We start from the raw sequence: 20039 nt of genomic DNA on the forward strand, positions 1-20039 counted from the left end.
ACGAACATGATCAGCTCGATGCCCGGCCGGGTGCTCTATGTGGAGGACGAGGAACTGGTGCGGCGCGCCGGCGTGCAGAGCCTGCAGCTCGCGGGCTTCGACGCGGCCGGCTTCGCCAATGCCGAGGCCGCGCTGCCGCTCGTGGACGCCGAGTTCGCCGGCGTCGTGGTGAGCGACATCCGCTTGCCCGGCATGAGCGGGCTCGATCTGCTCGCGCAGTGCCACGAGCGTGCGCCCGACGTGCCGGTGATCCTCGTCACGGGGCACGGCGACATCTCGATGGCCGTGCAGGCGATGCGCGACGGCGCCTACGATTTCATCGAGAAGCCGTTCGCTTCCGAGCGCCTGATCGAAACAGTGCGGCGCGCGTTGGAGCGCCGCACGCTGATGCTCGAAAACCTCGCGCTGCGCCGCGAACTGGCAGGGCAGGACACGCTTGCGCCGCGCATCATCGGCAAGAGTCCGGCGATCGAGCAGGTGCGGCGGCTGATCGCCAACATCGCGCCCACGGATGCTTCGGTGCTCATCAACGGCGACACCGGTGCCGGCAAGGAGCTGATCGCGCGCAGCCTGCACGAGCTCTCGCCGCGTCGCGACAAGCCATTCGTGGCCGTGAACTGCGGCGCGCTGCCCGAGCCGATGTTCGAATCGGAGATGTTCGGCTATGAACCCGGCGCGTTCACGGGCGCAGCCAAGCGGCGCATCGGCAAGCTCGAGCACGCCACGGGCGGCACGCTCTTTCTCGACGAGATCGAAAGCATGCCGCTCGCGCTCCAGGTGAAGCTCTTGCGCGTGCTGCAGGACGGCGTGCTGGAGCGCCTCGGCTCGAACCAGCCGGTGCGCGTGGACTTGCGCGTGGTCGCGGCGGCCAAGGGCGACATGCTGGAGCACGTCGCGGCGGGCACCTTTCGGCGCGATTTGCTATATCGCCTGAACGTGGTGACGATCGCGTTGCCGCCGCTCGCCGAGCGCCGCGAAGACATCGTGCCGCTCTTCGAGCACTTCTTGCTGGATGCGGCGGTGCGTTACCAGCGCCCCGCGCCGCTGTTGACCGAGCGCGACCGCATGCGCCTCGCGCAGCGCGACTGGCCGGGTAACGTGCGCGAGCTGCGCAACGCGGCGGACCGCTATGTGCTTGGCATTCCCGACGATGTTGCGACACAGGCCGCGAGCGGCGCCGCCGACGCGCTGCCGCTCAAGGAGCGCGTCGAGCAGTACGAGCGCGCGCTGATTGCCGACGCGCTCCAGCAGACGCACGGCGCGGTCGCGCACGCCGCCGAGCGGTTGCAGATGGCGAAGGCCACGCTCTACGAGAAGATGCGCCGTTATGGGCTGGTGGCGCGGGGGGAGAGCGACGCGCGCGGGTGAAGTGAGCGAGGGTGGCGCAAACGAAAACGGCAGCGGATTTTCCGCTGCCGTTTGTGTCCGGCGCTGCCTCGTGTGCGAGGCGCGTCAGGTCGCCAGCGCCTTTTGCAGCAATGCGTCGAGTTCCGCGAATTTCGGCTCGCCCACGTAGCGCTTGAGAATCTTGCCGTCGCGGTCGATCACGAAGGTGGTGGGCGTGAGCTGGACGTTGCCGAACTGTTTGGCCGCCGAGCCGTCGTCCATGGCCACCTTGAACGGCAACTGGCGCGTCTGCGCGTAATTGACGACGTACATGGGCGCGTCATAGTTCATCGCCACGGCGACGAATTCGAGGCCTTCGCCCTTGAACCGGTTATAGGTCTGGATCATCTGGGGCATTTCCTTCATGCAGGTGGTGCAGCTCGTCGCCCAGAAGTTGACGAGATAGACCTTGCCCTTGAGATCGGCGGTCGAGACCTTTTGACCGGAGAGCAGCGTGAAGGTGGCGTCGGGCACGCGTTGCTGGCTGCCGAAGAACGCGAAATAGCCGGCGATGGCCAGCGCGGCTGCAACCACTAAGGCGCCGATGCTGCGGATCGCGCTGGAGCGCGCCTTCGGAGGTGTCGGGGATGCGGACATGAATGAAGCCTCGGGCGCCTCTGGGCGCGGAAATGAGCCGGACTATTGTAGCGCCGAATTTCCCGGCATAGCGGTTGCATCGGCACGGGCGGGCATAAGCCAGGGATAATGTCCCGCTCAGCCGTTTCCTCGTTCCCTCACACTTTTTGGCCGCCTCCGTTCGCGTCTTATGGTCTCCAACGTTTTCTCCCGCGCCCGTCTTTCGTGGTTTGTGCCGTCGCCCTTGCTCATGTTCCTGCGCACTGCTGTCGTTCGCGCGGCGGCCGGGCTTGCGTTGGCGGGTGTGCTCGCGCCGCTCATCGCCTGTTCGCCCACCTACGACTGGCGCACGATTTCGAACGATGCAAGCGGCTATAGCGTCGATTTGCCCGCCAAGCCCGGCTCGGATCAGCGCAGCCTCGACGTGGCCGGCACACCGATGCGCATGCGGGTCCAGACCGCCGAGGTGAACGGCGCGGTGTTCGTGGTCGGCACGCTCGACCTGCCTGACGCGCAGCCGGCCACGCAGCAAAAAGCGCTGGCGTACCTGAGCGCGGGGCTTGCGCACAACGTGGGCGCGATGCCCCAGACGCGCGCGGTAGCGGTGCCGGTCGAGGCGGGAGGCTCGGTCGAGGGCGTCGACATGGAACTCGCGGGCAAGGCCGGGGCGACGGAGGACCAGCGCACGATCCACGCGCGGCTCGTCGCCAAAGGGGCGCATGCCTACCAGTTGGCGATCGTGGGCCGCGAGCAGCCGGCGCCCGAGCAGGTCGATCAGTTCTTCCAATCGTTCAAGCTCCATTGAGCGCATCTTAGGATTACGGAGCGACAAGCGATTGCAGCCGAAAGTGAATGTGCAATCCTGGGTTTACGGGCTAATTCCCGGATTTCATTGAAGGTTTACGAGTTACCCACAGGTCCTGTGGGTAACTTTGTGGAAAAAGACGGATCATCGCTCGCAAAAGGCCACGCTGTGGGCTTTTTGTTAGTTTGGCGTGCTTCTCGGCAGAACTTTAATTGTATAAAAATCAATGGCTTGCGTTTTGTGTCGACGCTGAATGCGAATCGTGCAAGAAATTGCTGCTCACACGACAAAATGTGCATAAGTCAAGTCTTGACTTCCTTTTTTTGATCCATCTGAAGGTTGAAGTCGCGTTTCGGCGCCCAGCTGCGCGCATTGCTCAGTCCGCGCCGATGCGTCCCCGTTAATGCGTACTACTGATCGCTAAATACGCGCCGGTACTGCACCGCTTCCGCGACGTGTGCTGCATCGGGCATGGGCGCATCCGCGAGGTCGGCGATTGTGCGCGCTACCTTGAGCGCGCGATAGTATGCGCGCGCCGACCAGCCGAAGCGCTCGCCAGCCTCGCGCAGCAGTGCTTCGCCCGCTGCATCGGGGCGACAGACCGAGTCGGTCTCGCGTCCGCTCAATTCGCGATTGGTCTTGCCCTGGCGGGCGATCTGGCGCCCGCGCGCTGCTGCCACGCGGGCGGCCACGGCCGCGCTCGGTTCGCCGGGCGCGTTGGCGCGCGAGGCGAGTTCGGCAGGCGGGAGCGCGGGAATCTCGATCTGGATGTCGATGCGGTCGAGTAGCGGCCCCGAGAGTTTGCGGCGATAGCGCGCCGCCGCCTCGGGCGTGCAGCGGCAGCGCCACGAAGGGTCGCCGCGCCAGCCGCACGGACAGGGATTCATGGCGGCGACCAGCTGGCAGGCGGCGGGAAAGTCGGTCTGCCACGCCGCGCGCGAGATGGTGATCGAGCCTGCTTCGAGGGGTTCGCGCAAGGTCTCCAGCACGTGGCGGTCGAACTCGGGCAATTCATCGAGAAACAGGACACCTGAATGGGCGAGCGTGATCTCGCCGGGCTGAGGCGGATTGCGTCCGCCGATCAGCGCCGCCGCGCTGGACGAGTGGTGCGGCGCGCGAAACGGCCGCCGCCGCCATTGCTGCGGCGAGAAACCGAACGAGCTCGCCGAAAGCAGGGCGGCGCTGGCGAGCGCCTCGGCGTCGGTCATCGGCGGCAGGAGGCCGGGCAGGCGCGCGGCGAGCATCGACTTGCCCGCGCCCGGCGGCCCGATCATTAACAGATGGTGGCCGCCCGCTGCCGCGACTTCGAGCGCGCGGCGCGCGCCGCGCTGGCCGATCACGTCGGCCATATCGGGGGGCGGCGTGGCCGGTGCCGCGTCGAGTGCGGCGGCTCGCACGGGCGCGAGGCACGCGCCCTCTTCGCCCGAAAGGTGCGCGCAGAGCGTGCGCAGGTCGGGAACGGCATAGACATCCACGCCGGGTACGAGCGCGGCCTCGGCAGCATTGTCGGCGGGCAGGTAGAGCTCGGGTGCGCGCGCGCACGAGGCTAATGCTTCGAAACGGGCGTGCGCGGGCGCCGCGTCATGCGTTTCGGGCGGCTGCGGCGCGCCGGGTTGCGCGCGCGCTGTGCCGCACGCCATCGCGAACGCGCCGCGCATGGGGCGCACCGCGCCCGAGAGCGAGAGTTCGCCCGCGAATTCGCGCGCGGGCGTGAGCGACGCAGCGGGAATCTGACCGCTCGCGGCGAGAATGCCGAGCGCGATGGGCAAGTCGAAGCGGCCCGACTCTTTCGGCAAGTCGGCGGGCGCGAGATTCACGGTGATGCGGCGCACAGGAAAGTCGAAGCCGCAGTTAGAGAGTGCCGCGCGCACGCGTTCACGGCTTTCGCGCACTTCGAGGTCGGGCAGGCCGACGATCGAAAACGACGGCAACCCATTGGCTAGATGGACTTCTACGGTCACATCGGGCGCGCGGCCAGCAGCCGGCGCGCGGCTACGCACCACGGCAAGCGACATGGAAATCTCCGGAAGGGGCACACGACGGTGAGCCGATGAAGCCACCCTTCATGCGCCAGGCTGGTGACGCGCGTGCCCCTTTACGGTTCCATTGCGGAACGGTTACGGCTCGCTTGCCTTAGCGGTGGTGCACCGAATTAATCAGGATGACTGGCCAGTCACCGGCTGCTTCTGTTCGAGTTCAGCCACGCGGCGCTCGAGCTCTTCGAGGCGCTGGCGCGTGCGCACCAGCACTTGCGTCTGCGCGTCGAACTCTTCGCGGGTAACGAGATCGAGCTTCGAAAAGCCTTGTGAGAGCATGGCGCGCAAATTGCGCTCGACGTCGCGCGCCGGCGAGTTCTTCAAGAGCTCGCCCATTTTCGATTGCAGATCGTTGAATACGTCGTTTGGCTGTTTCATTCGGTTCCCCTTACTACTTAATCAATTCGCTGCACAAAAAGTGTGCAGATTTCGTTTCGACTGTGCCTCGCTTTGGATCGTGACCAATCCTGGTGCGAGGCGTGCAGCCCGTGAACGCAACTGGTGCACGGCGCGCCCGCCATGTGCCTGCGGCGCCTCATATGGGGCGCTGACATGCCTGCGATGCCCGGGCGCCGCGCCGGCCTGACTGAAAACACTCTAGCAACGATCGACAGGCGCCGCCACCGCGCGGCCCGCGCGCTGGCCGTTCGGCCAGGACCCCGGCGCAGGCCGCGCCCGCCCGCGTGGCGGGGATTGGCATGCGTGGATCGGCATTGTCCACGGCTTGCGGGATTCGTGCATCGAAATCCATCAGAAAAGCGGTCCGCGCTAATTGGCACGGGTGTTGCTAATACTGCTTCGCACTGAATCACGCATACGGCATCACTACGGAACAACGGCACAGCAACCGCAACGAGGACTACATGAAACTAATCACAGCAATCATCAAGCCGTTCAAGCTCGATGAGGCGCGCGAGGCCCTCTCGGCTATTGGCGTCTCGGGGATCACGGTCACCGAGGTGAAGGGCTTCGGCCGTCAGAAGGGGCACACCGAGCTATACCGGGGCGCGGAATACGTCGTCGATTTCCTGCCCAAGGTCAAGATCGAAGCCGCCGTCTCCGACGACATCGTCGATCAGGCCATCGAGGCGATCGAGCGCGCCGCCCGCACCGGCAAGATCGGCGACGGCAAGATCTTCGTCGCCCCCATCGAACAAGTCATTCGCATCCGCACCGGCGAGACCGGCGCCGACGCGCTGTGAGTACCCAATAAAGTCCTTGTGACAGACGAGAGAGACTAGAGGAAACCGAGATGCGCAAACTTTTGATGTCCCTGCTGATGGCCGGCTCGCTGCTGGCCGGCGGCATCGGCGCCGCACTGGCCGACGATGCGTCCGCACCCACCGCAGCCTCCGCGCCGGCAGCATCGGCTCCCGCGGCCTCCGCGCCCGCAGCATCGGCCCCGGCGGCCGTAGCCGCCCCCGCTCCCGCTGCAAGCGCGCCCGCCGACGCCTCGGCCGCTGCAGCAGCCGCGCCCGCGGCTCCGACCGCGCCGTTCTCGGTGGATTCGTCGAAGATCAACTCGGGCGACACCGCGTGGATGCTCACCTCCACCGCGCTCGTCTTGTTCATGACGATTCCGGGCCTCGCGCTCTTCTACGGCGGCATGGTCCGCAAGAAGAACGTGCTCGCGACGCTCATGCAGAGCTTCGCGATCACCTGCCTCGTGACGGTGATCTGGACGGTGGTGGGTTACACCCTCGCGTTCACGCCGGGCAACGCGTTCATCGGCGGCTTCTCGCGCGTGTTCCTCGAGGGCATGAACTACATCAAGGGCGACAAGGCGACGACGCTCACCGTGAGCCACCTCGCGCCGACCATCCCCGAGACCGTGTACTTCGTCTATCAAATGACGTTCGCGATCATCACGCCGGCGCTCATCACCGGCGCGTTCGCCGACCGCATGAAGTTCTCGGCGATGCTCGTGTTCATGTCGCTGTGGTCGATCATCGTCTACGCGCCGATCGCGCACATCGTGTGGGAGCCGACGGGCTGGCTCGCGAGCGCAGGCATTCTCGACTTCGCAGGCGGCACGGTGGTGCACATCAACGCCGGCATCGCGGGTCTCGTGTGCTGCATCGTGCTCGGCAAGCGCGTGGGCTATGGCCGCGAAGCCATGGCGCCGCACAACCTCGTGCTCACGCTGATCGGCGCGGCCATGCTGTGGGTGGGCTGGTTCGGCTTCAACGCGGGCTCGGCAGTCGCCGCCGACGGCCGTGCCGGCTTCGCGATGCTCACGACGCAAGTGGCGACCGCCTGCGCGGCGCTCGGCTGGATGTTCGCCGAGTGGATCGCCAAGGGCAAGCCCTCGGTGCTCGGCATCGCTTCGGGCGCGGTGGCGGGGCTTGTGGCCGTGACGCCGGCGTCGGGCTTCGTCGGCGTGATGGGCGCGATCGTGATCGGCGTGGTGGCGGGCGTGGTCTGCTTCTGGTCGGCCACCTGGCTCAAGCACAAGTTCAACTATGACGATTCGCTCGACGCGTTCGGCGTGCACGGCGTGGGCGGCATCATCGGTGCGCTGCTGACCGGCGTGTTCGCAGTGAAGGACATCGGCGGCGCGGATGGAAGCGTCATCCTCCAGGCCAAGGGCGTGCTCACGACCCTCGTCTACAGCGGCGTGGTGAGCTTCGTCCTGCTCAAGGTGATCGACATGGTGATGGGCCTGCGCGTGAGCGAAGAAGAAGAGCGCGAAGGCCTCGACGTGGTTCTGCACGGCGAACGCGTGGAATGAACGTGCCGCGCAGGTTTGAATCGATAAGCAGCAAAAAATAGCAAGCAGGCATTACGGAGCGCAGCGACCTGGGCCCGCCTCACACGGCGGGCCCTTTTTCTTTTTCAGGGCGCACGCAATGCGAGAAGGGAATAAGCCTGATTTCCTTCACGTTGGCGTTAGTGCCCCTTCTTTTCGTGTGTCTCCATTGCGCCGGACCCTGCGCGCGGTCCAGAATGGATATTCGTTCTAGATGGTGGGGCGCATGGCCGGGAGCAGGGCGTGGCGGCTATAACCCTATGAACAGTAAGGGAAAGGCCGTCTTGCAACCACTGCAATCGTCCCCAGATACGCTCCCGGTTTGCTTACCCTCAATCAGCTTTTGTCCGCGAGTATTACCTTATGGTCCCGCATCTGGTTACGGCGTTGAACGGTCCGCTTCTCGAACTCGAGCAGCGCATCCTCGACGCGACGCCGTCCATCGAGCGCTGGTTCCGCCTTGAATGGATGGAGCACACGCCGCCGTTCTACTGTTCGGTGGACTTGCGCAACGCCGGCTTCAAGCTCGCGCCGGTCGACACCAATCTGTTTCCGGGCGCCTTCAACTGCCTGCCGCAGGAAGTGCTGCCGCTCGCCGTGCAGGCCGCCATGGCGGCCATCGAAAAGATCTGCCCGGACGCCAAGAACCTGCTCGTGATCCCCGAGATGCACACGCGCAATGCGTTCTATCTGGAGAACGTCGCGCGCCTGGCCACGATCATGCGCCAGGCGGGCCTGAACGTGCGCTTCGGCACGCTCGACGAAACCATCGCCGGGCCGGTCACGATCTCGCTCGCGGATGGCCAGAAGATCGTGCTCGAGCCACTCGAGCGCTCGCAGCGGCGTTTGGGTCTGAAGAACTTCGATCCGTGCTCGATCCTGCTGAACAACGATCTCTCGGGCGGCATTCCGCCGGTGCTGGAGAACCTGCACGAGCAATACGTGCTGCCGCCGCTGCACGCGGGCTGGGCGGTGCGCCGCAAGTCCACGCACTTTTCCTGCTACGACGACGTGGCGAAGAAGTTCGCGAAGATGGTGGGCGTCGATCCGTGGATGATCAATCCGTACTTCGCGCACGTGGAAGGCGTCGATTTCGAGGCGCGCACGGGCGAGGAGAAGCTGGCGGCGTCTATCGACGCGGTGCTCAAGAAGATCGCGAAGAAGTATCGCGAGTATGGCATCACCGAAAAACCCTACGTGGTGATCAAGTCCGACGCCGGCACCGACGGCCGCGGCGTGATGACGGTGCACGACGCCTCCGAGGTCGCCGCGCTCACCAAGCGCGAACGTGCGAAGATGTCGGCCACGAAGGACGGACTCGAAGTGCGCGACGTGATCGTGCAGGAGGGCGTCTACACGTTCGAGCATATTGGCGACGAAGTGGCCGAGCCGGTCGTCTACATGATCGACCGCTATGTGGTGGGCGGTTTCTACCGCGCGCATGGCAGCCGCGAGCGCGACCAGAATCTGAATGCGCCGGGCATGCACTACGTGCCGCTCGGCTTCGAGCACACGGCGCTGCCCGACACGCGCGCCAAGCCGGGCGCGGCGCCGCCCAACCGCTTCTACATGTACGGCGTGGTGGCGCGTCTGGGCTTGCTCGCGGCGTCGGTCGAGCTGGAGAAGACCGACCCCGAGGCGATTCAGGTGTAAGCCTCAGCGACCGTCGTTTTTCGGAAAATTCAACGCAGCGCCCGCCCTGAGCGGGCGTTGCCGTCATAACGCCCCGCACGAAGCGGGCACCAGGCAGGGACAAGGCAGAGACGATATGGACATTCTCTTCATCGCCGATCCGCTCGAGCGGTTCAAGATCTACAAGGACTCGACTTACGCGATGATGGCCGAGGCCGCGAAGCGCGGCCATACGCTGTTTGCGTGCGAGCCCCAGCATCTGGCATGGGTGAACGGCCAGGTCGAAGCCGATGTGCGGCGCTTCGACATTGTCGGCGACACGGCGGACCTGCATCGTGAAACCTGGTTCAAGGCCACGCAGGACGAGCGCGCGCTTACCGGTTTCGATGCGGTCATCATGCGCAAGGACCCCCCGTTCGACATGGAGTATGTGACCTCCACGTGGCTGCTCGAAATCGCCGAGCGCGCGGGCGCGAAGATCTTCAACAAGCCGCAATCGATTCGCGATCACTCGGAAAAGCTCGCCATCGGCGAATTTCCGCAGTTCGTTGCGCCCACGCTCGTCACGCGCAGCGCGGCGCGGCTGCGCAAGTTCCACGAAGAGCATCAGGACGTGATCCTCAAGCCGCTCGACGGCATGGGCGGCATGGGCGTGTTCCGCGTGAAGGCGGACGGCATGAACCTCGGCTCGATCATCGAGATGCTGAGCCACGACGGCGCGCGCAGCGTGATGGCGCAGAAGTTCATCCCTGAAATCAAGGCAGGCGACAAGCGCATCCTGCTGATCGGCGGCGAGCCGGTGCCGTATTCGCTCGCACGCATTCCGCAGGGCAACGAGGTGCGCGGCAACCTCGCGGCGGGCGGCCTGGGCGTCGCGCAGCCGCTCACCGCGCGCGACATGGAGATCGCGAAGGCGCTCGGACCGGTGCTCGCGGCACGCGGCCTGCTGCTCGTGGGGCTCGATGCTATTGGTGACTGGCTCACCGAAGTCAACGTGACGAGCCCGACCTGCTTTCGCGAAATCATGGAGCAGACCGGCTTCGACGTGGCAGCGATGTTCATCGACGCGCTGGAGCGCGCGGCGGCTTGATTCCCCGCGCGGCGGCGCCATGTAGTTGATGAGGGCTGCGGCCTGTGTAGCCGGGGGTGTCCGGCGCATGAGTATTTCGCAACGCAAAACTACAAGCAAAACCGCTTGGTGTGCGCGAAAATGACCCTGTTACAATGCCGCGAGCCTGCGTTTCGCGGCGGTTGTCCGGTGTGCCTCGAGATGTGCTTCAAGGCGCGCCCGGGTAGCCGCGCGGCGTATGTTCCGACCCTGCTGGCTCACGGCTGGCCACAGGTTCGTCGCTGCCGGGACAGGCCCGGCATCAACTGAAGCCGTCATTTGCAGTCACGCTGAAATATGAACTACCCCCAACGCGCCCTGCGTTCGCTGCCCCCCGAGGGGGTGTCAGTACCCTTGGGGCGGCCCGGCGAGTACTGATATGGCAGGAATTCTGATCATCGCCCACGCACCGCTCGCCACCGCGCTGCGCGAGTGCATCGCTCATATCTATGGTGGCTGTCCGGCGCGCATCGGCGCGCTCGATGTGTTGCCCGACAGCGACCCCGCCGAGGTGGTCGCGCAGGCGACGTCCGAAATCGAGCGTCTGCGCGAGGAGAACGGCGCGCTCGTGCTCACCGACATGTTCGGCGCCACGCCTTCGAATATCGCTGCCCGGCTTGCCACCGTGCCACAGGTGCGCGTGCTGGCGGGCGTCAATCTGCCGATGCTCGTGCGCGCCGTGTGCTACCGCACGACGTCGCTCGATATGCTGGTGGAAAAAGCGCTTGCAGGTGCGAGCAAGGGCATTCAGACGATCGGGCCGGGCACGCCCGCGCCCGAATGCGGCTGCGCACCCACGCCGTGCGCCGAGGCTGCCGCCGATGCGGCGGAGCAGGCCGCAGCGGGCGCAGCAAGCCTCGCGGGCGGAACGGAAAGCGCCAAGGCGCCGAGCGGCTTTGCTGCCGGAGTCCTGAAGCCTGCCGGCGCGGCCTGAGCTGGCAATCGGCCTGGCCGCCGGCAGGTGACCGGTCGGCCGGGTTGCCAACTGCGGGAGCAACCCGCACGGGCAAAACCGCCAAACGCAGCGGCCGCACAGCGCCCACGTCCCGCGCGAGCGACGCACAATCACCGAGCATTACATCAACACACTGCGCCTGGATCGACGAACTATGCTGCAACAAGAAACGACCATCGTGAACAAACTCGGCCTGCATGCACGCGCGTCGGCGAAGCTGACGCAACTGGCCGGCAACTATCAGTCGGAAATCTGGATGAGCCGCAATGGCCGCCGGATCAACGCCAAGAGCATCATGGGCGTGATGATGCTGGCGGCCGGCATCGGCAGCACGGTGCTGATCGAAACCGAAGGCCCCGACGAAGCCGACGCCATGGGCGCGATGCTCAAGCTCATCGCCGACAAATTCGGCGAAGGCCAGTGAATTCCACGTATCGGCGTGCTATGTCTTCCCGGTACTTGCCGCCGCTCTGATCATTGCCGGCGCCACGGACTGCCGCCACGCCACCTCCACGACGCCGCGCTTGTTCGCGGCGTTTTTATTGTCGGGCCGCGCGAGGCCACATCGGCGCGCTGCGGAATTTATAATGAAAGTCGGGGTCAGAGAGAGCGCATTGCAGCGGTTTGCCGCGGCATCACATAACCAGAGGAGGTGCGCGTGCCGTTCACGCTGCATGGGATTCCCGTATCACGCGGTATTGCCATCGGGCGAGCGTATCTGATCGCCCCGGCTGCGCTCGACGTCGACCACTATCTGATCGAGCCGCCGCAGATCGAAGGCGAAATCGAGCGCTTTCGCGCCGCGCTCGCGCTCGTCGAGCGGGAGCTCGATATACTGCGCGCCGACCTCGCCGCCGACGCGCCCACCGAAATGGGCGCCTTCATCGACGTGCATCTCATGATCCTGAAAGACGTCATGCTCGTTCAGGAGACCATCGACCTCATCCGCACGCGCCGCTTCAATGTGGAGTGGGCGCTCACCGAGCAGCTCGAACGCCTCACGCGCCATTTCGACGATGTCGAGGACGAATACCTGCGCGAGCGCAAGGCCGACATCGAGCAGGTGGCCGAGCGCGTGCTGAAGGCGCTCGCGGGCGCCTCGCCCGCGGCGCTGCACGGCGGCTGCGATGAGATGATCGTGGTTGCGCACGACATCGCGCCTGCCGACATGCTGCAGTTCAAGGGGCAGACGTTTCAGGGCTTCGTCACCGATCTGGGCGGCCGCACCTCGCATACGGCGATCGTCGCGCGCAGTCTCGGCATTCCGGCCGCCGTGGGCGTGCAGCAGGCCAGCGCACTGATTCGCCAGGACGACCTCATCATCGTCGATGGCGACCACGGCGTCGTGATCGTCGATCCCGCGCCCATCGTGCTGGAGGAGTACACCTACCGGCAAAGTGAGATGGCGCTCGAGCGGCGCAAGCTGCAGCGCCTGAAGTTCTCGCCCACGCAAACATTGTGCGGCGCGAAGATCGAGCTCTACGCGAACATCGAGCTGCCCGAGGACGCGCAGGCGGCGCTCGACGCCGGCGCGACGGGCGTGGGCCTGTTCCGCACCGAGTTCCTGTTCATGAACCACAAGGACCGGTTGCCTGAGGAGGAGGAGCAGTTCGTCGCCTACCGCCGGGCGGCCGAGTTGATGAACGGGCTGCCCGTGACGATTCGCACGATCGACGTGGGCGCGGACAAGCCGCTCGACTCGATAGGCGGAGGCGATGGCTACGAGACCGCCGCGAACCCGGCGCTCGGCCTGCGCGCGATCCGCTGGAGCCTGTCCGAGCCGCAGATGTTCCTTACGCAATTGCGCGCGATCTTGCGCGCGTCGGCGTTCGGCACGGTCAAGATCCTGGTGCCGATGCTCGCGCACGCGCAGCAGATCGACCAGACACTCGACCTCATTCGCGAGGCCAAGCGCCAGCTCGACGATGCGGGGCTCGCCTACGACCCGAACGTGCAAGTGGGCGCGATGATCGAGATTCCGGCGGCGGCGCTGGCGCTGCCGATGTTCCTGCGGCGTCTGGATTTCCTTTCGATCGGCACTAACGACCTGATCCAGTACACGCTGGCGATCGACCGCGCCGACAACGCCGTGGCCGATCTCTACGACCCGCTGCATCCGGCCGTGCTTCAGTTGATCGCGCATACGCTGCGCGAGGCCAAGCGCGTGGGCGTGCCGGTCTCGGTGTGCGGGGAGATGGCCGGCGATCCGCAGCTCACGCGCCTGCTGCTCGGCATGGGGCTCACCGAATTCTCGATGCATCCGAGCCAGTTGCTCGTGGTGAAGCAGGAGATCCTGCGCTCGCAGATCAAGGCGCTCGAGAAGCCGGTGGCCGACGTGCTGGCGGCCTACGAGCCCGAGGAACTGCAGGCGGCGCTGGAGCGGCTCGCGCTCGCGTAGCCGGTTTGTGGCGCTCGCGAGCCGCCTTGGCGAAAAGCGCGCTCAGCCGTGGCGCTCGCCGCACACCGGACAATCGGGCTGACGCGCGACACGCATCGTGTTCCATTCCATGCGCAGCGAGTCCAGCATCATCAGCCGGCCGACGAGCGGCGTGCCGATCTCGCCGATCACACGCAGCGCCTCGGCGGCCTGCATCGCACCGATGATCCCCACCGTGGGCGCAAACACGCCCATCGTCGAGCACGCGACTTCCTCGAAGGGCTGGTCCTCGGGGAACACGCACGCATAGCAGGGCGAGGCCGCGTCGCGGAAATCGAAAGTGCTGATCTGCCCGTCGAAGCGCAACGCCGCGCCCGAGACGAGTGGCACGCTATGCTTCACGCACGCGCGGTTGATGGCGTGACGCGTGGCGAAGTTGTCGGTGCAGTCGAGTACGACGCTCGCGCCCGGCACGTGGGCATCTAGCCACGCATCGTCGATGCGCGCCTGCACGGCATGGACCTTCACCTCGGGATTCAGGCGCGCGATGGCGTCGCGGCCCGACTCGACCTTGGCGTGGCCCACCGAAGCCGTCTCGTGCATGATCTGCCGCTGCAGATTGGTGAGGTCGACAGTGTCGTTATCGACGAGCGTGAGTGTGCCCACGCCCGAGGCCGCGAGATACATGGCCGCCGGCGAGCCGAGGCCGCCCGCGCCGATCACGAGCGCATGCGCGTCGAGAAAGCGCTGCTGCGCCTCGATGCCGATCTCGTCGACGAGGATATGGCGGGAATAGCGGAGGAGTTGGTCGTCGTTCATCGCGATGCGCACGGAGCTGGGGCGCTGCGATGGGCGGGGAGCCGTGACGCGCGCCGGGAGTACGGAAACCTCATTGTACTGGCGCGGGGCGCTTCGTCCTCGCGGCCCACGTTGCGCGGGCCGCGAGGACGGTGATGCACAAAGGCGAACACACGGCGAGCCAGCGGCGAAGCCACTGGCCGGACGCCGGTATTACTTCGCCGGCGCGGAGGCCGGTGCGGCTGGGGAGCCCGCCGCTGGCGCGGAGGCGGACGGCTGCACGGCGATCGGCGCAGAAGCCGACTTCGGCGGCTTCTGCTGCGCGAGCCGGCGTTCCATCAGCGACTTCGATTCCGTCACCGGCTTGCCCTGGAGCTTGTTCACCGCCTGCTGGAGCATGAAGTCGTCGGCCGTGCCGAACTCGACGGGCTTGCGCTCGCGGTCCTTCTGACGCTGCTCCGGCGTCTTCTTGTCGTTCTGCTCCTCGAGCTGGCGCAGCATGTCCATGCGCTCCTGCTCGCGCGCTTCCTGTTCCTTCTTCTCGTTCGGATCCTGCGTGTTCGCAAGGTGGTTCTGGTAATCGACCTCGCGCGTCACGAGTGCGTCGTCCGGATCGCCCTCGGCGTATTGATCGACCGGAATGTCAGGACGGATGCCCTTGTTCTGGATCGAGCGCCCGCTCGGCGTGTAGTAGTACGCCGTGGTCAGGCGCAGCGCCGTGTCGGCGGTCATCGGACGCACGGTCTGCACCGAGCCCTTGCCGAACGTCGTCTTGCCGATGATGAGCGCACGCTTCTGGTCCTGCAGCGCGCCCGCCACGATTTCCGAAGCCGAAGCCGAATAGGCGTTGGTCAGCACGATCATCGGCACGGTCTTGAACTCAGCCGGCTCGTTCTTGAGCGGGTCGCCGTCGAACGAAGGCAGGCGGTAGTTCTCGTAGGTGTCGCGGTAGACCTGCTTGGAGTCCGGGATTTGGCCGTTCGTGGACACCACGACCGAATCCGGCGGCAGGAACGCGCCCGCCACGCCCACGGCGCTTTGCAGCAGGCCGCCGCCGTTGTTGCGCAGATCAAGAATGAAGCCCTTGAGATTCGGTTCCTGGCGCGCGATGTCCTGGAGCTTCGCGGCGAGGTCGGGGACCGTGCGTTCCTGGAAGCTCGTGATGCGCACATAGGCGTAGCCCGGCTGCAGGATCTTCGACTTCACGCTCTGCACCTTGATGATGGCGCGCGTGATGGTGAGCGGGAAGGTGCGGTCGTCGGTCTTGCGGAAGATCGTGAGCGTGACCTTCGTGCCCGGGTCGCCGCGCATCTGCTTGACGGCCTGGTCGAGCGTCATGCCGCGCACGGGCTTGTCGTTGATGCGCGTGATTAGGTCTCCCGGACGGATGCCGGCGCGGAACGCGGGCGTGTCTTCAATCGGTGAGATGACCTTGATCAAACCGTCTTCCGACGAAATCTCGATGCCGAGGCCGGCGAAGCGACCCTTGGTCTGCTCCTGGAGCTCTTGATAGTCGGTCTTGTCGAGATACGACGAATGCGGGTCGAGACTCGACACCATGCCCTTGATGGCGGCGGTGAGGAGCTTCTTGTCGTCGACCGGCGTGACGTACTCATGCTTGATCTGGCCGAACACTTCGGCGAAGAGCCGGAGCTGGTCGAGCGGCAGCGGCTCGATCACGGTCTGCTGGGTTTGCTGCGCCGAAGCGGAGATCTGCAAAGTGGCAAATACGCCGGTCGCGAGGCCAGCAGCGATCAGGCCGATGTTTTTGAGGTTCTTTCGCATAGAGATTGTTGCGTGCGGTCGAAAGGCGCGGGGCAGCGTCTAATGGAAAAGCGACGGACAAGTATAACTGCACACTTGACCGCTCTGTGTATAAGGCGCGATTGGGGCTGACGGAGGTGATGTCCGCGAGCGCGATTCGAGCGGCAGGGCGCGGCGAACGTTGCGGGTTCGACAGTCAAGACGCAGCGGGGTTCGCACATTGCGTGCCGCCAGGTCTTGCCAGGCGCGGGGCTGGCGGGAAACTGGCAGTGCGGTGGCGGTGGGCTGGCCGCGAGGTGGCAAGTTTGTCAGCGAAGCCGGAAACGCGGAAGGATTTACCCGCTTGAAACGCTTGAGACACGGGAGTGAGTTGCCGCAGAACTGCTGCTGAACCGCCGACCCAGCGCGACTGGCGGGGCGGCGGTTTCGATGCAATACGGGCGAGAAAAGGCTTGGAGGGCTTGTGGGACTTAGCCGGCCTTCTTGCCCTGGTTCGCGACGGCGGCTGCGGCCTTCGCGATGGCGTCGGCGTCGCCAAGATAGTAGTGCTTGATGGGCTTGAGGTTCTCGTCGAGCTCATACACGAGCGGCACACCGTTCGGAATGTTCAGGCCGACGATGTCCGAGTCCGAAATATTGTCGAGATACTTCACGAGTGCGCGGATCGAGTTGCCGTGCGCGGCAATCACGACCTTCTTGCCCGCCTTGATGGCCGGCGCGATCGATTCGTTCCACAGCGGCAGCACGCGTGCCACCGTGTCCTTCAGGCACTCGGTGAGCGGCAGCTCTTCGCGCGGCACCTTCGCGTAGCGCGGATCGTCGTAGGCCGTGCGCGGGTCGGCGGGCTCGAGCGCGGGCGGCGGCGTGTCGTAGCTGCGGCGCCAGACCAGTACCTGATCGTCGCCGTATTTGGCGGCGGTTTCCGCCTTGTTCAGGCCCGAAAGCGCACCGTAGTGACGTTCGTTCAGGCGCCACGAGTGGACCACGGGCAGGTACATTTCGTCCATCTGGTCCTGCACGTGCCAGAGCGTGCGGATCGCGCGCTTGAGCACGGACGTGTACGCGATGTCGAACGAATAGCCCGACGCCTTGAGCAGCTGGCCGGCCTGCTGCGCTTCGAGATTACCCTTTTCGGTCAGGTCGACGTCGACCCAGCCGGTGAAGCGGTTTTCCTTGTTCCACGTCGATTCGCCGTGGCGGATGAGTACAAGTTTGAACATGAAAATGACGGTCGGTAGTGAAGGAAGCGGTAATCGGGGCCGGGGTGCGCCTGGGGCGCCGGTCGTGCGGCTGCCTCGCTGCGGCGGTCCGGTCCTGCGGGTCGCATACGCGATTGCGCACCCGGGCTGGTGGGCGGCAACCTTGCGACAAACGGTTATTTTATAATGAGCGGATTGCCCGAATCAGTTTCTCACCGATTTCTCTTTTTCCCGGCGGATCATCCGTGACGTTCTTTACCAATTACATCAACCTTGTACTCATCGCGATCGTCCTCATCTCAGGAGCGTTGCTCCTGTGGCCGACGCTCAAGCGCGGCGGGCGCAGCGGCGTTTCCGCCGCCGAGGCGACGCAGCTCATCAACCGCCGCAACGCGGTGGTGATCGATCTGCGTTCCGCGGACGACTTCGCGAAGGGCCACCTGCCCGCTGCCCGCCATCTGGAATTCGGCGAGCTGCAGACCAAGGTTGCCCAGTTCGTGAAGAACAAGAGCAACCCGGTGTTGCTGGTCTGCCAGACGGGCCAGCAGTCGCACAAGGCGCAGCGCCTCGTGAAGGATGCCGGTTTTGCCGAAGTCCACGTGCTGGACGGCGGCGTGAACGCCTGGCAGCAGGCCGGCATGCCGGTCGTGAAACAAGGAGCTTCGAAGTGAACAAGGTGGTCATGTACAGCACCCAGGTGTGCCCGTATTGCCAGATGGCCGAGCGTCTTTTAAAGTCGCGCGGCGTCGACCATATCGAGAAGGTGCTGATCGACCGGGACCCGGCGCGCCGCGAAGAGATGATGACGCGCACCGGCCGCCGGACGGTACCGCAGGTTTTCATCGGCGAGACGCATGTGGGCGGTTACGATGACCTCTCCGCGCTCGACCGCGCCGGCGGCTTGATGCCGCTGCTCGAAGCAGCAGCCTGACGCAGTTTTAAACGGCGCGTCAGTGCGCCACGGTTTTTCGCCCGCGCAAGCCGGCAAGGCTTGCGCGGGCGCGTTGTCGTCTGTTGCTGCTCATTGCGGCTGCACGGCATTGCCTCGGTTTAGCGAGACGAAGCGATACTGTGCGGTTGCAACTCAATTTAATCAGGAAGCCATACACCATGTCTGACGAGAACAACCAGCCGTTCTTCAACATCCAGCGCATCTACCTCAAGGACCTGTCGCTCGAGCAGCCGAATTCGCCGGCCATCTTCCTCGAGCAGGATATGCCTTCGGTGGAAGTGGAAGTCGACGTGAAGGCCGAGCGTCTCGCGGAATCGGTGTTCGAGATTCTCGTGACCGGCACGGTGACCGCGAAGATCAAAGACAAGGTGGCGTTCCTGATCGAAGCCAAGCAAGCGGGCATTTTCGACATCCGCAACATCCCGGCGGAACAGATCGATCCGCTCGTCGGCATCGCTTGCCCGACCATCCTGTTCCCGTACCTGCGCTCGAACATTGCCGACGCGATCACGCGTGCGGGCTTCCCGCCGATCCACCTGGCCGAGATCAACTTCCAGGCGCTCTACGAGCAACGCCTTCAGCAGATCGCGCAGCAGCAGGAAGGCGCGAGCAACGCCACGCATTGAGCGCTGAAACGAAATCACCGGTGCGGAGTATCGGAATGAAAGTGGCCGTTCTCGGCGCCGGAGCGTGGGGCACCGCGCTGGCAGGGCACCTGGCCCAGGCGCATGACACGGTGTTGTGGGCGCGCGATGCCGCGCTCGTCAATGCAATGCGCCAGACGCACGAGAACGCCCGCTATCTCGCGGGCATCTCGCTGCCAAAGAAACTCCACTACGAAACGGATCTGGCCGCCGCGCTCGACCATGCGTCGGGCGAGGCGGATCTGGTCGTGCTCGGCACGCCCGTGGCGGGTCTGCGCGACATGCTGCGCGCCATGCGCGGCATGAACCGCGTGCCCGCGCACTTCGTGTGGCTGTGCAAGGGCTTCGAGGCCGATTCGCAGCTCATGCCGCATCAGGTCGTGGCGACCGAACTGCCCGGGCACCCGAGCAACGGCGTGCTTTCGGGGCCGAGCTTCGCGCGCGAGGTGGGCGAGGGCCTGCCGGTCGCGCTAACGGTCGCGAGCGCGTCGGCCGCCTGCCGCGAGCGTACGCTCGCTGCCTTCCATCATCGCGCGATGCGCATCTATACCGGCGACGACGTCGTGGGCGTGGAAGTGGGCGGCGCGGTCAAGAACGTGCTCGCAATTGCGACCGGCATCTCCGACGGCCTCGGCCTTGGCCTGAATGCGCGCGCCGCGCTCATCACGCGCGGTCTCGCGGAGATGACGCGCCTTGGCGTGACGCTCGGCGGGCGCGCCGAGACCTTCAACGGCCTCACGGGCCTCGGCGACCTCATCCTCACCGCGACGGGCGACCTCTCGCGCAACCGCACTGTGGGCAAGCAGCTTGCGAGCGGCCGCACGCTCGACGACATCCTCGGCACGCTCGGCCATGTGGCCGAAGGCGTGCGCTGCGCGCGCGCCGTGCTTGCCCTCGCGCGCGCGCACAATATCGAAATGCCGATTACCCAGGCGGTATGCGCCGTGCTGTTCGATGGCGTGGCTGCGCGCGATGCCGTGAGTGCACTGCTCAGGCGCGACGCGAAGGCGGAGTAGGGCGCGATTTCTTCCGGCTCCCGGCGTCGCGCTCAGGCTTTA

Annotated in this window: 19 protein-coding genes; 13 read left to right on the plus strand and 6 right to left on the minus strand. The window is 65.5% G+C overall.

The window, feature by feature from the left end:
* Window positions 1–6: 6 nt before the first annotated feature.
* Entirely contained in the window at window positions 7–1368 is a 1362-nt protein-coding gene (locus P5W99_RS01415; RefSeq protein ID WP_421022862.1) for a sigma-54-dependent transcriptional regulator, read from the plus strand.
* An 84-nt stretch (window positions 1369–1452) separates the two neighbouring features.
* Here P5W99_RS01415 and P5W99_RS01420 read toward each other — a convergent pair whose 3' ends face one another.
* On the minus strand, window positions 1453–1983 hold the full coding sequence (locus P5W99_RS01420; RefSeq protein WP_421022863.1) for a TlpA disulfide reductase family protein: 531 nt from the start codon (window positions 1981–1983) through the stop codon (window positions 1453–1455).
* A gap of 229 nt (window positions 1984–2212) precedes the next feature.
* Between P5W99_RS01420 and P5W99_RS01425 the strand changes: the two genes are divergently transcribed.
* Window positions 2213–2767, plus strand: a complete 555-nt coding sequence (locus P5W99_RS01425) for a hypothetical protein (protein ID WP_421022864.1) — start codon at window positions 2213–2215, stop codon at window positions 2765–2767.
* A 410-nt stretch (window positions 2768–3177) separates the two neighbouring features.
* Here P5W99_RS01425 and P5W99_RS01430 read toward each other — a convergent pair whose 3' ends face one another.
* Window positions 3178–4782 carry a YifB family Mg chelatase-like AAA ATPase gene (locus P5W99_RS01430; RefSeq protein ID WP_434661582.1) on the minus strand — a complete coding sequence of 535 codons (1605 nt, stop codon included), beginning with the start codon at window positions 4780–4782 and terminating at the stop codon, window positions 3178–3180.
* 141 nt (window positions 4783–4923) lie between these two features.
* A complete protein-coding gene (locus P5W99_RS01435; RefSeq protein ID WP_421022875.1) occupies window positions 4924–5181 on the minus strand; it encodes an accessory factor UbiK family protein in 258 nt (85 codons plus the stop codon).
* Between the two features lie 485 nt (window positions 5182–5666).
* Between P5W99_RS01435 and P5W99_RS01440 the strand changes: the two genes are divergently transcribed.
* The 7 genes from P5W99_RS01440 to ptsP all read left to right on the plus strand — a co-directional run bounded on the left by P5W99_RS01440 (window position 5667) and on the right by ptsP (window position 13645).
* On the plus strand, window positions 5667–6005 hold the full coding sequence (locus P5W99_RS01440; protein WP_238467048.1) for a P-II family nitrogen regulator: 339 nt from the start codon (window positions 5667–5669) through the stop codon (window positions 6003–6005).
* A gap of 50 nt (window positions 6006–6055) precedes the next feature.
* A complete protein-coding gene (locus P5W99_RS01445; RefSeq protein ID WP_421022876.1) occupies window positions 6056–7534 on the plus strand; it encodes an ammonium transporter in 1479 nt (492 codons plus the stop codon).
* A gap of 381 nt (window positions 7535–7915) precedes the next feature.
* A complete protein-coding gene (gshA, locus tag P5W99_RS01450) occupies window positions 7916–9205 on the plus strand; it encodes a glutamate--cysteine ligase (RefSeq protein WP_421022877.1) in 1290 nt (429 codons plus the stop codon).
* Between the two features lie 115 nt (window positions 9206–9320).
* Window positions 9321–10274, plus strand: coding sequence for a glutathione synthase (gene gshB, locus P5W99_RS01455; RefSeq protein ID WP_421022878.1), 954 nt, complete (start codon window positions 9321–9323; stop codon window positions 10272–10274).
* A 397-nt stretch (window positions 10275–10671) separates the two neighbouring features.
* The gene (locus tag P5W99_RS01460) at window positions 10672–11226 is read left to right on the plus strand and encodes a PTS sugar transporter subunit IIA (protein ID WP_421022879.1); all 555 of its coding nucleotides are present in this window, start codon (window positions 10672–10674) and stop codon (window positions 11224–11226) included.
* 175 nt (window positions 11227–11401) lie between these two features.
* The gene (locus P5W99_RS01465; RefSeq protein ID WP_129561055.1) at window positions 11402–11671 is read left to right on the plus strand and encodes an HPr family phosphocarrier protein; all 270 of its coding nucleotides are present in this window, start codon (window positions 11402–11404) and stop codon (window positions 11669–11671) included.
* Window positions 11672–11905: 234 nt separating this feature from the next.
* Window positions 11906–13645, plus strand: a complete 1740-nt coding sequence (gene ptsP, locus P5W99_RS01470) for a phosphoenolpyruvate--protein phosphotransferase (protein WP_421022880.1) — start codon at window positions 11906–11908, stop codon at window positions 13643–13645.
* A 42-nt stretch (window positions 13646–13687) separates the two neighbouring features.
* On the opposite strand, the gene P5W99_RS01475 is transcribed toward ptsP, so the two are convergent.
* The 3 genes from P5W99_RS01475 to gpmA form a co-directional block, all read right to left on the minus strand.
* The gene (locus P5W99_RS01475) at window positions 13688–14443 is read right to left on the minus strand and encodes a HesA/MoeB/ThiF family protein (protein WP_421022881.1); all 756 of its coding nucleotides are present in this window, start codon (window positions 14441–14443) and stop codon (window positions 13688–13690) included.
* 192 nt (window positions 14444–14635) lie between these two features.
* Window positions 14636–16207 (minus strand): S41 family peptidase, encoded by a 1572-nt coding sequence (locus P5W99_RS01480; RefSeq protein ID WP_421022882.1) that lies wholly within the window; start codon window positions 16205–16207, stop codon window positions 14636–14638.
* A gap of 449 nt (window positions 16208–16656) precedes the next feature.
* Window positions 16657–17406, minus strand: a complete 750-nt coding sequence (gene gpmA, locus P5W99_RS01485) for a 2,3-diphosphoglycerate-dependent phosphoglycerate mutase (RefSeq protein WP_421022883.1) — start codon at window positions 17404–17406, stop codon at window positions 16657–16659.
* A 224-nt stretch (window positions 17407–17630) separates the two neighbouring features.
* Here gpmA and P5W99_RS01490 point away from each other — a divergent pair, with 224 nt between their 5' ends.
* The 4 genes from P5W99_RS01490 to P5W99_RS01505 all read left to right on the plus strand — a co-directional run bounded on the left by P5W99_RS01490 (window position 17631) and on the right by P5W99_RS01505 (window position 19997).
* Window positions 17631–18056 (plus strand): rhodanese-like domain-containing protein, encoded by a 426-nt coding sequence (locus tag P5W99_RS01490; RefSeq protein WP_421022884.1) that lies wholly within the window; start codon window positions 17631–17633, stop codon window positions 18054–18056.
* A complete protein-coding gene (grxC, locus tag P5W99_RS01495; protein WP_238467058.1) occupies window positions 18053–18316 on the plus strand; it encodes a glutaredoxin 3 in 264 nt (87 codons plus the stop codon). Before P5W99_RS01490 ends, grxC begins: the two co-directional genes overlap by 4 nt.
* A gap of 179 nt (window positions 18317–18495) precedes the next feature.
* The gene (gene secB, locus P5W99_RS01500; RefSeq protein ID WP_035523721.1) at window positions 18496–18963 is read left to right on the plus strand and encodes a protein-export chaperone SecB; all 468 of its coding nucleotides are present in this window, start codon (window positions 18496–18498) and stop codon (window positions 18961–18963) included.
* Window positions 18964–18998: 35 nt separating this feature from the next.
* Window positions 18999–19997 (plus strand): NAD(P)H-dependent glycerol-3-phosphate dehydrogenase, encoded by a 999-nt coding sequence (locus tag P5W99_RS01505; protein WP_434661586.1) that lies wholly within the window; start codon window positions 18999–19001, stop codon window positions 19995–19997.
* Window positions 19998–20039: the final 42 nt, after the last annotated feature.

It is taken from the genome of Paraburkholderia sp. A3BS-1L (genome assembly GCF_051125215.1).
Classification (GTDB): Bacteria; Pseudomonadota; Gammaproteobacteria; order Burkholderiales; family Burkholderiaceae; genus Paraburkholderia.

Bases quoted from the DNA above. Each gene is read 5' to 3' on its own strand.
- P5W99_RS01415 (WP_421022862.1), top strand. From the start codon at position 7: ATGATCAGCTCGATGCCCGGCCGGGTGCTCTATGTGGAGGACGAGGAA.
- P5W99_RS01475 (WP_421022881.1), bottom strand. From the start codon at position 14,443: ATGAACGACGACCAACTCCTCCGCTATTCCCGCCATATCCTCGTCGAC.
- P5W99_RS01430 (WP_434661582.1), bottom strand. From the start codon at position 4,782: ATGTCGCTTGCCGTGGTGCGTAGCCGCGCGCCGGCTGCTGGCCGCGCG.
- gshA (WP_421022877.1), top strand. From the start codon at position 7,916: ATGGTCCCGCATCTGGTTACGGCGTTGAACGGTCCGCTTCTCGAACTC.
- gshB (WP_421022878.1), top strand. From the start codon at position 9,321: ATGGACATTCTCTTCATCGCCGATCCGCTCGAGCGGTTCAAGATCTAC.
- P5W99_RS01505 (WP_434661586.1), top strand. From the start codon at position 18,999: ATGAAAGTGGCCGTTCTCGGCGCCGGAGCGTGGGGCACCGCGCTGGCA.
- P5W99_RS01460 (WP_421022879.1), top strand. From the start codon at position 10,672: ATGGCAGGAATTCTGATCATCGCCCACGCACCGCTCGCCACCGCGCTG.
- P5W99_RS01440 (WP_238467048.1), top strand. From the start codon at position 5,667: ATGAAACTAATCACAGCAATCATCAAGCCGTTCAAGCTCGATGAGGCG.
- gpmA (WP_421022883.1), bottom strand. From the start codon at position 17,406: ATGTTCAAACTTGTACTCATCCGCCACGGCGAATCGACGTGGAACAAG.
- P5W99_RS01420 (WP_421022863.1), bottom strand. From the start codon at position 1,983: ATGTCCGCATCCCCGACACCTCCGAAGGCGCGCTCCAGCGCGATCCGC.
- P5W99_RS01425 (WP_421022864.1), top strand. From the start codon at position 2,213: ATGTTCCTGCGCACTGCTGTCGTTCGCGCGGCGGCCGGGCTTGCGTTG.
- secB (WP_035523721.1), top strand. From the start codon at position 18,496: ATGTCTGACGAGAACAACCAGCCGTTCTTCAACATCCAGCGCATCTAC.
- P5W99_RS01445 (WP_421022876.1), top strand. From the start codon at position 6,056: ATGCGCAAACTTTTGATGTCCCTGCTGATGGCCGGCTCGCTGCTGGCC.
- P5W99_RS01435 (WP_421022875.1), bottom strand. From the start codon at position 5,181: ATGAAACAGCCAAACGACGTATTCAACGATCTGCAATCGAAAATGGGC.
- P5W99_RS01480 (WP_421022882.1), bottom strand. From the start codon at position 16,207: ATGCGAAAGAACCTCAAAAACATCGGCCTGATCGCTGCTGGCCTCGCG.
- P5W99_RS01465 (WP_129561055.1), top strand. From the start codon at position 11,402: ATGCTGCAACAAGAAACGACCATCGTGAACAAACTCGGCCTGCATGCA.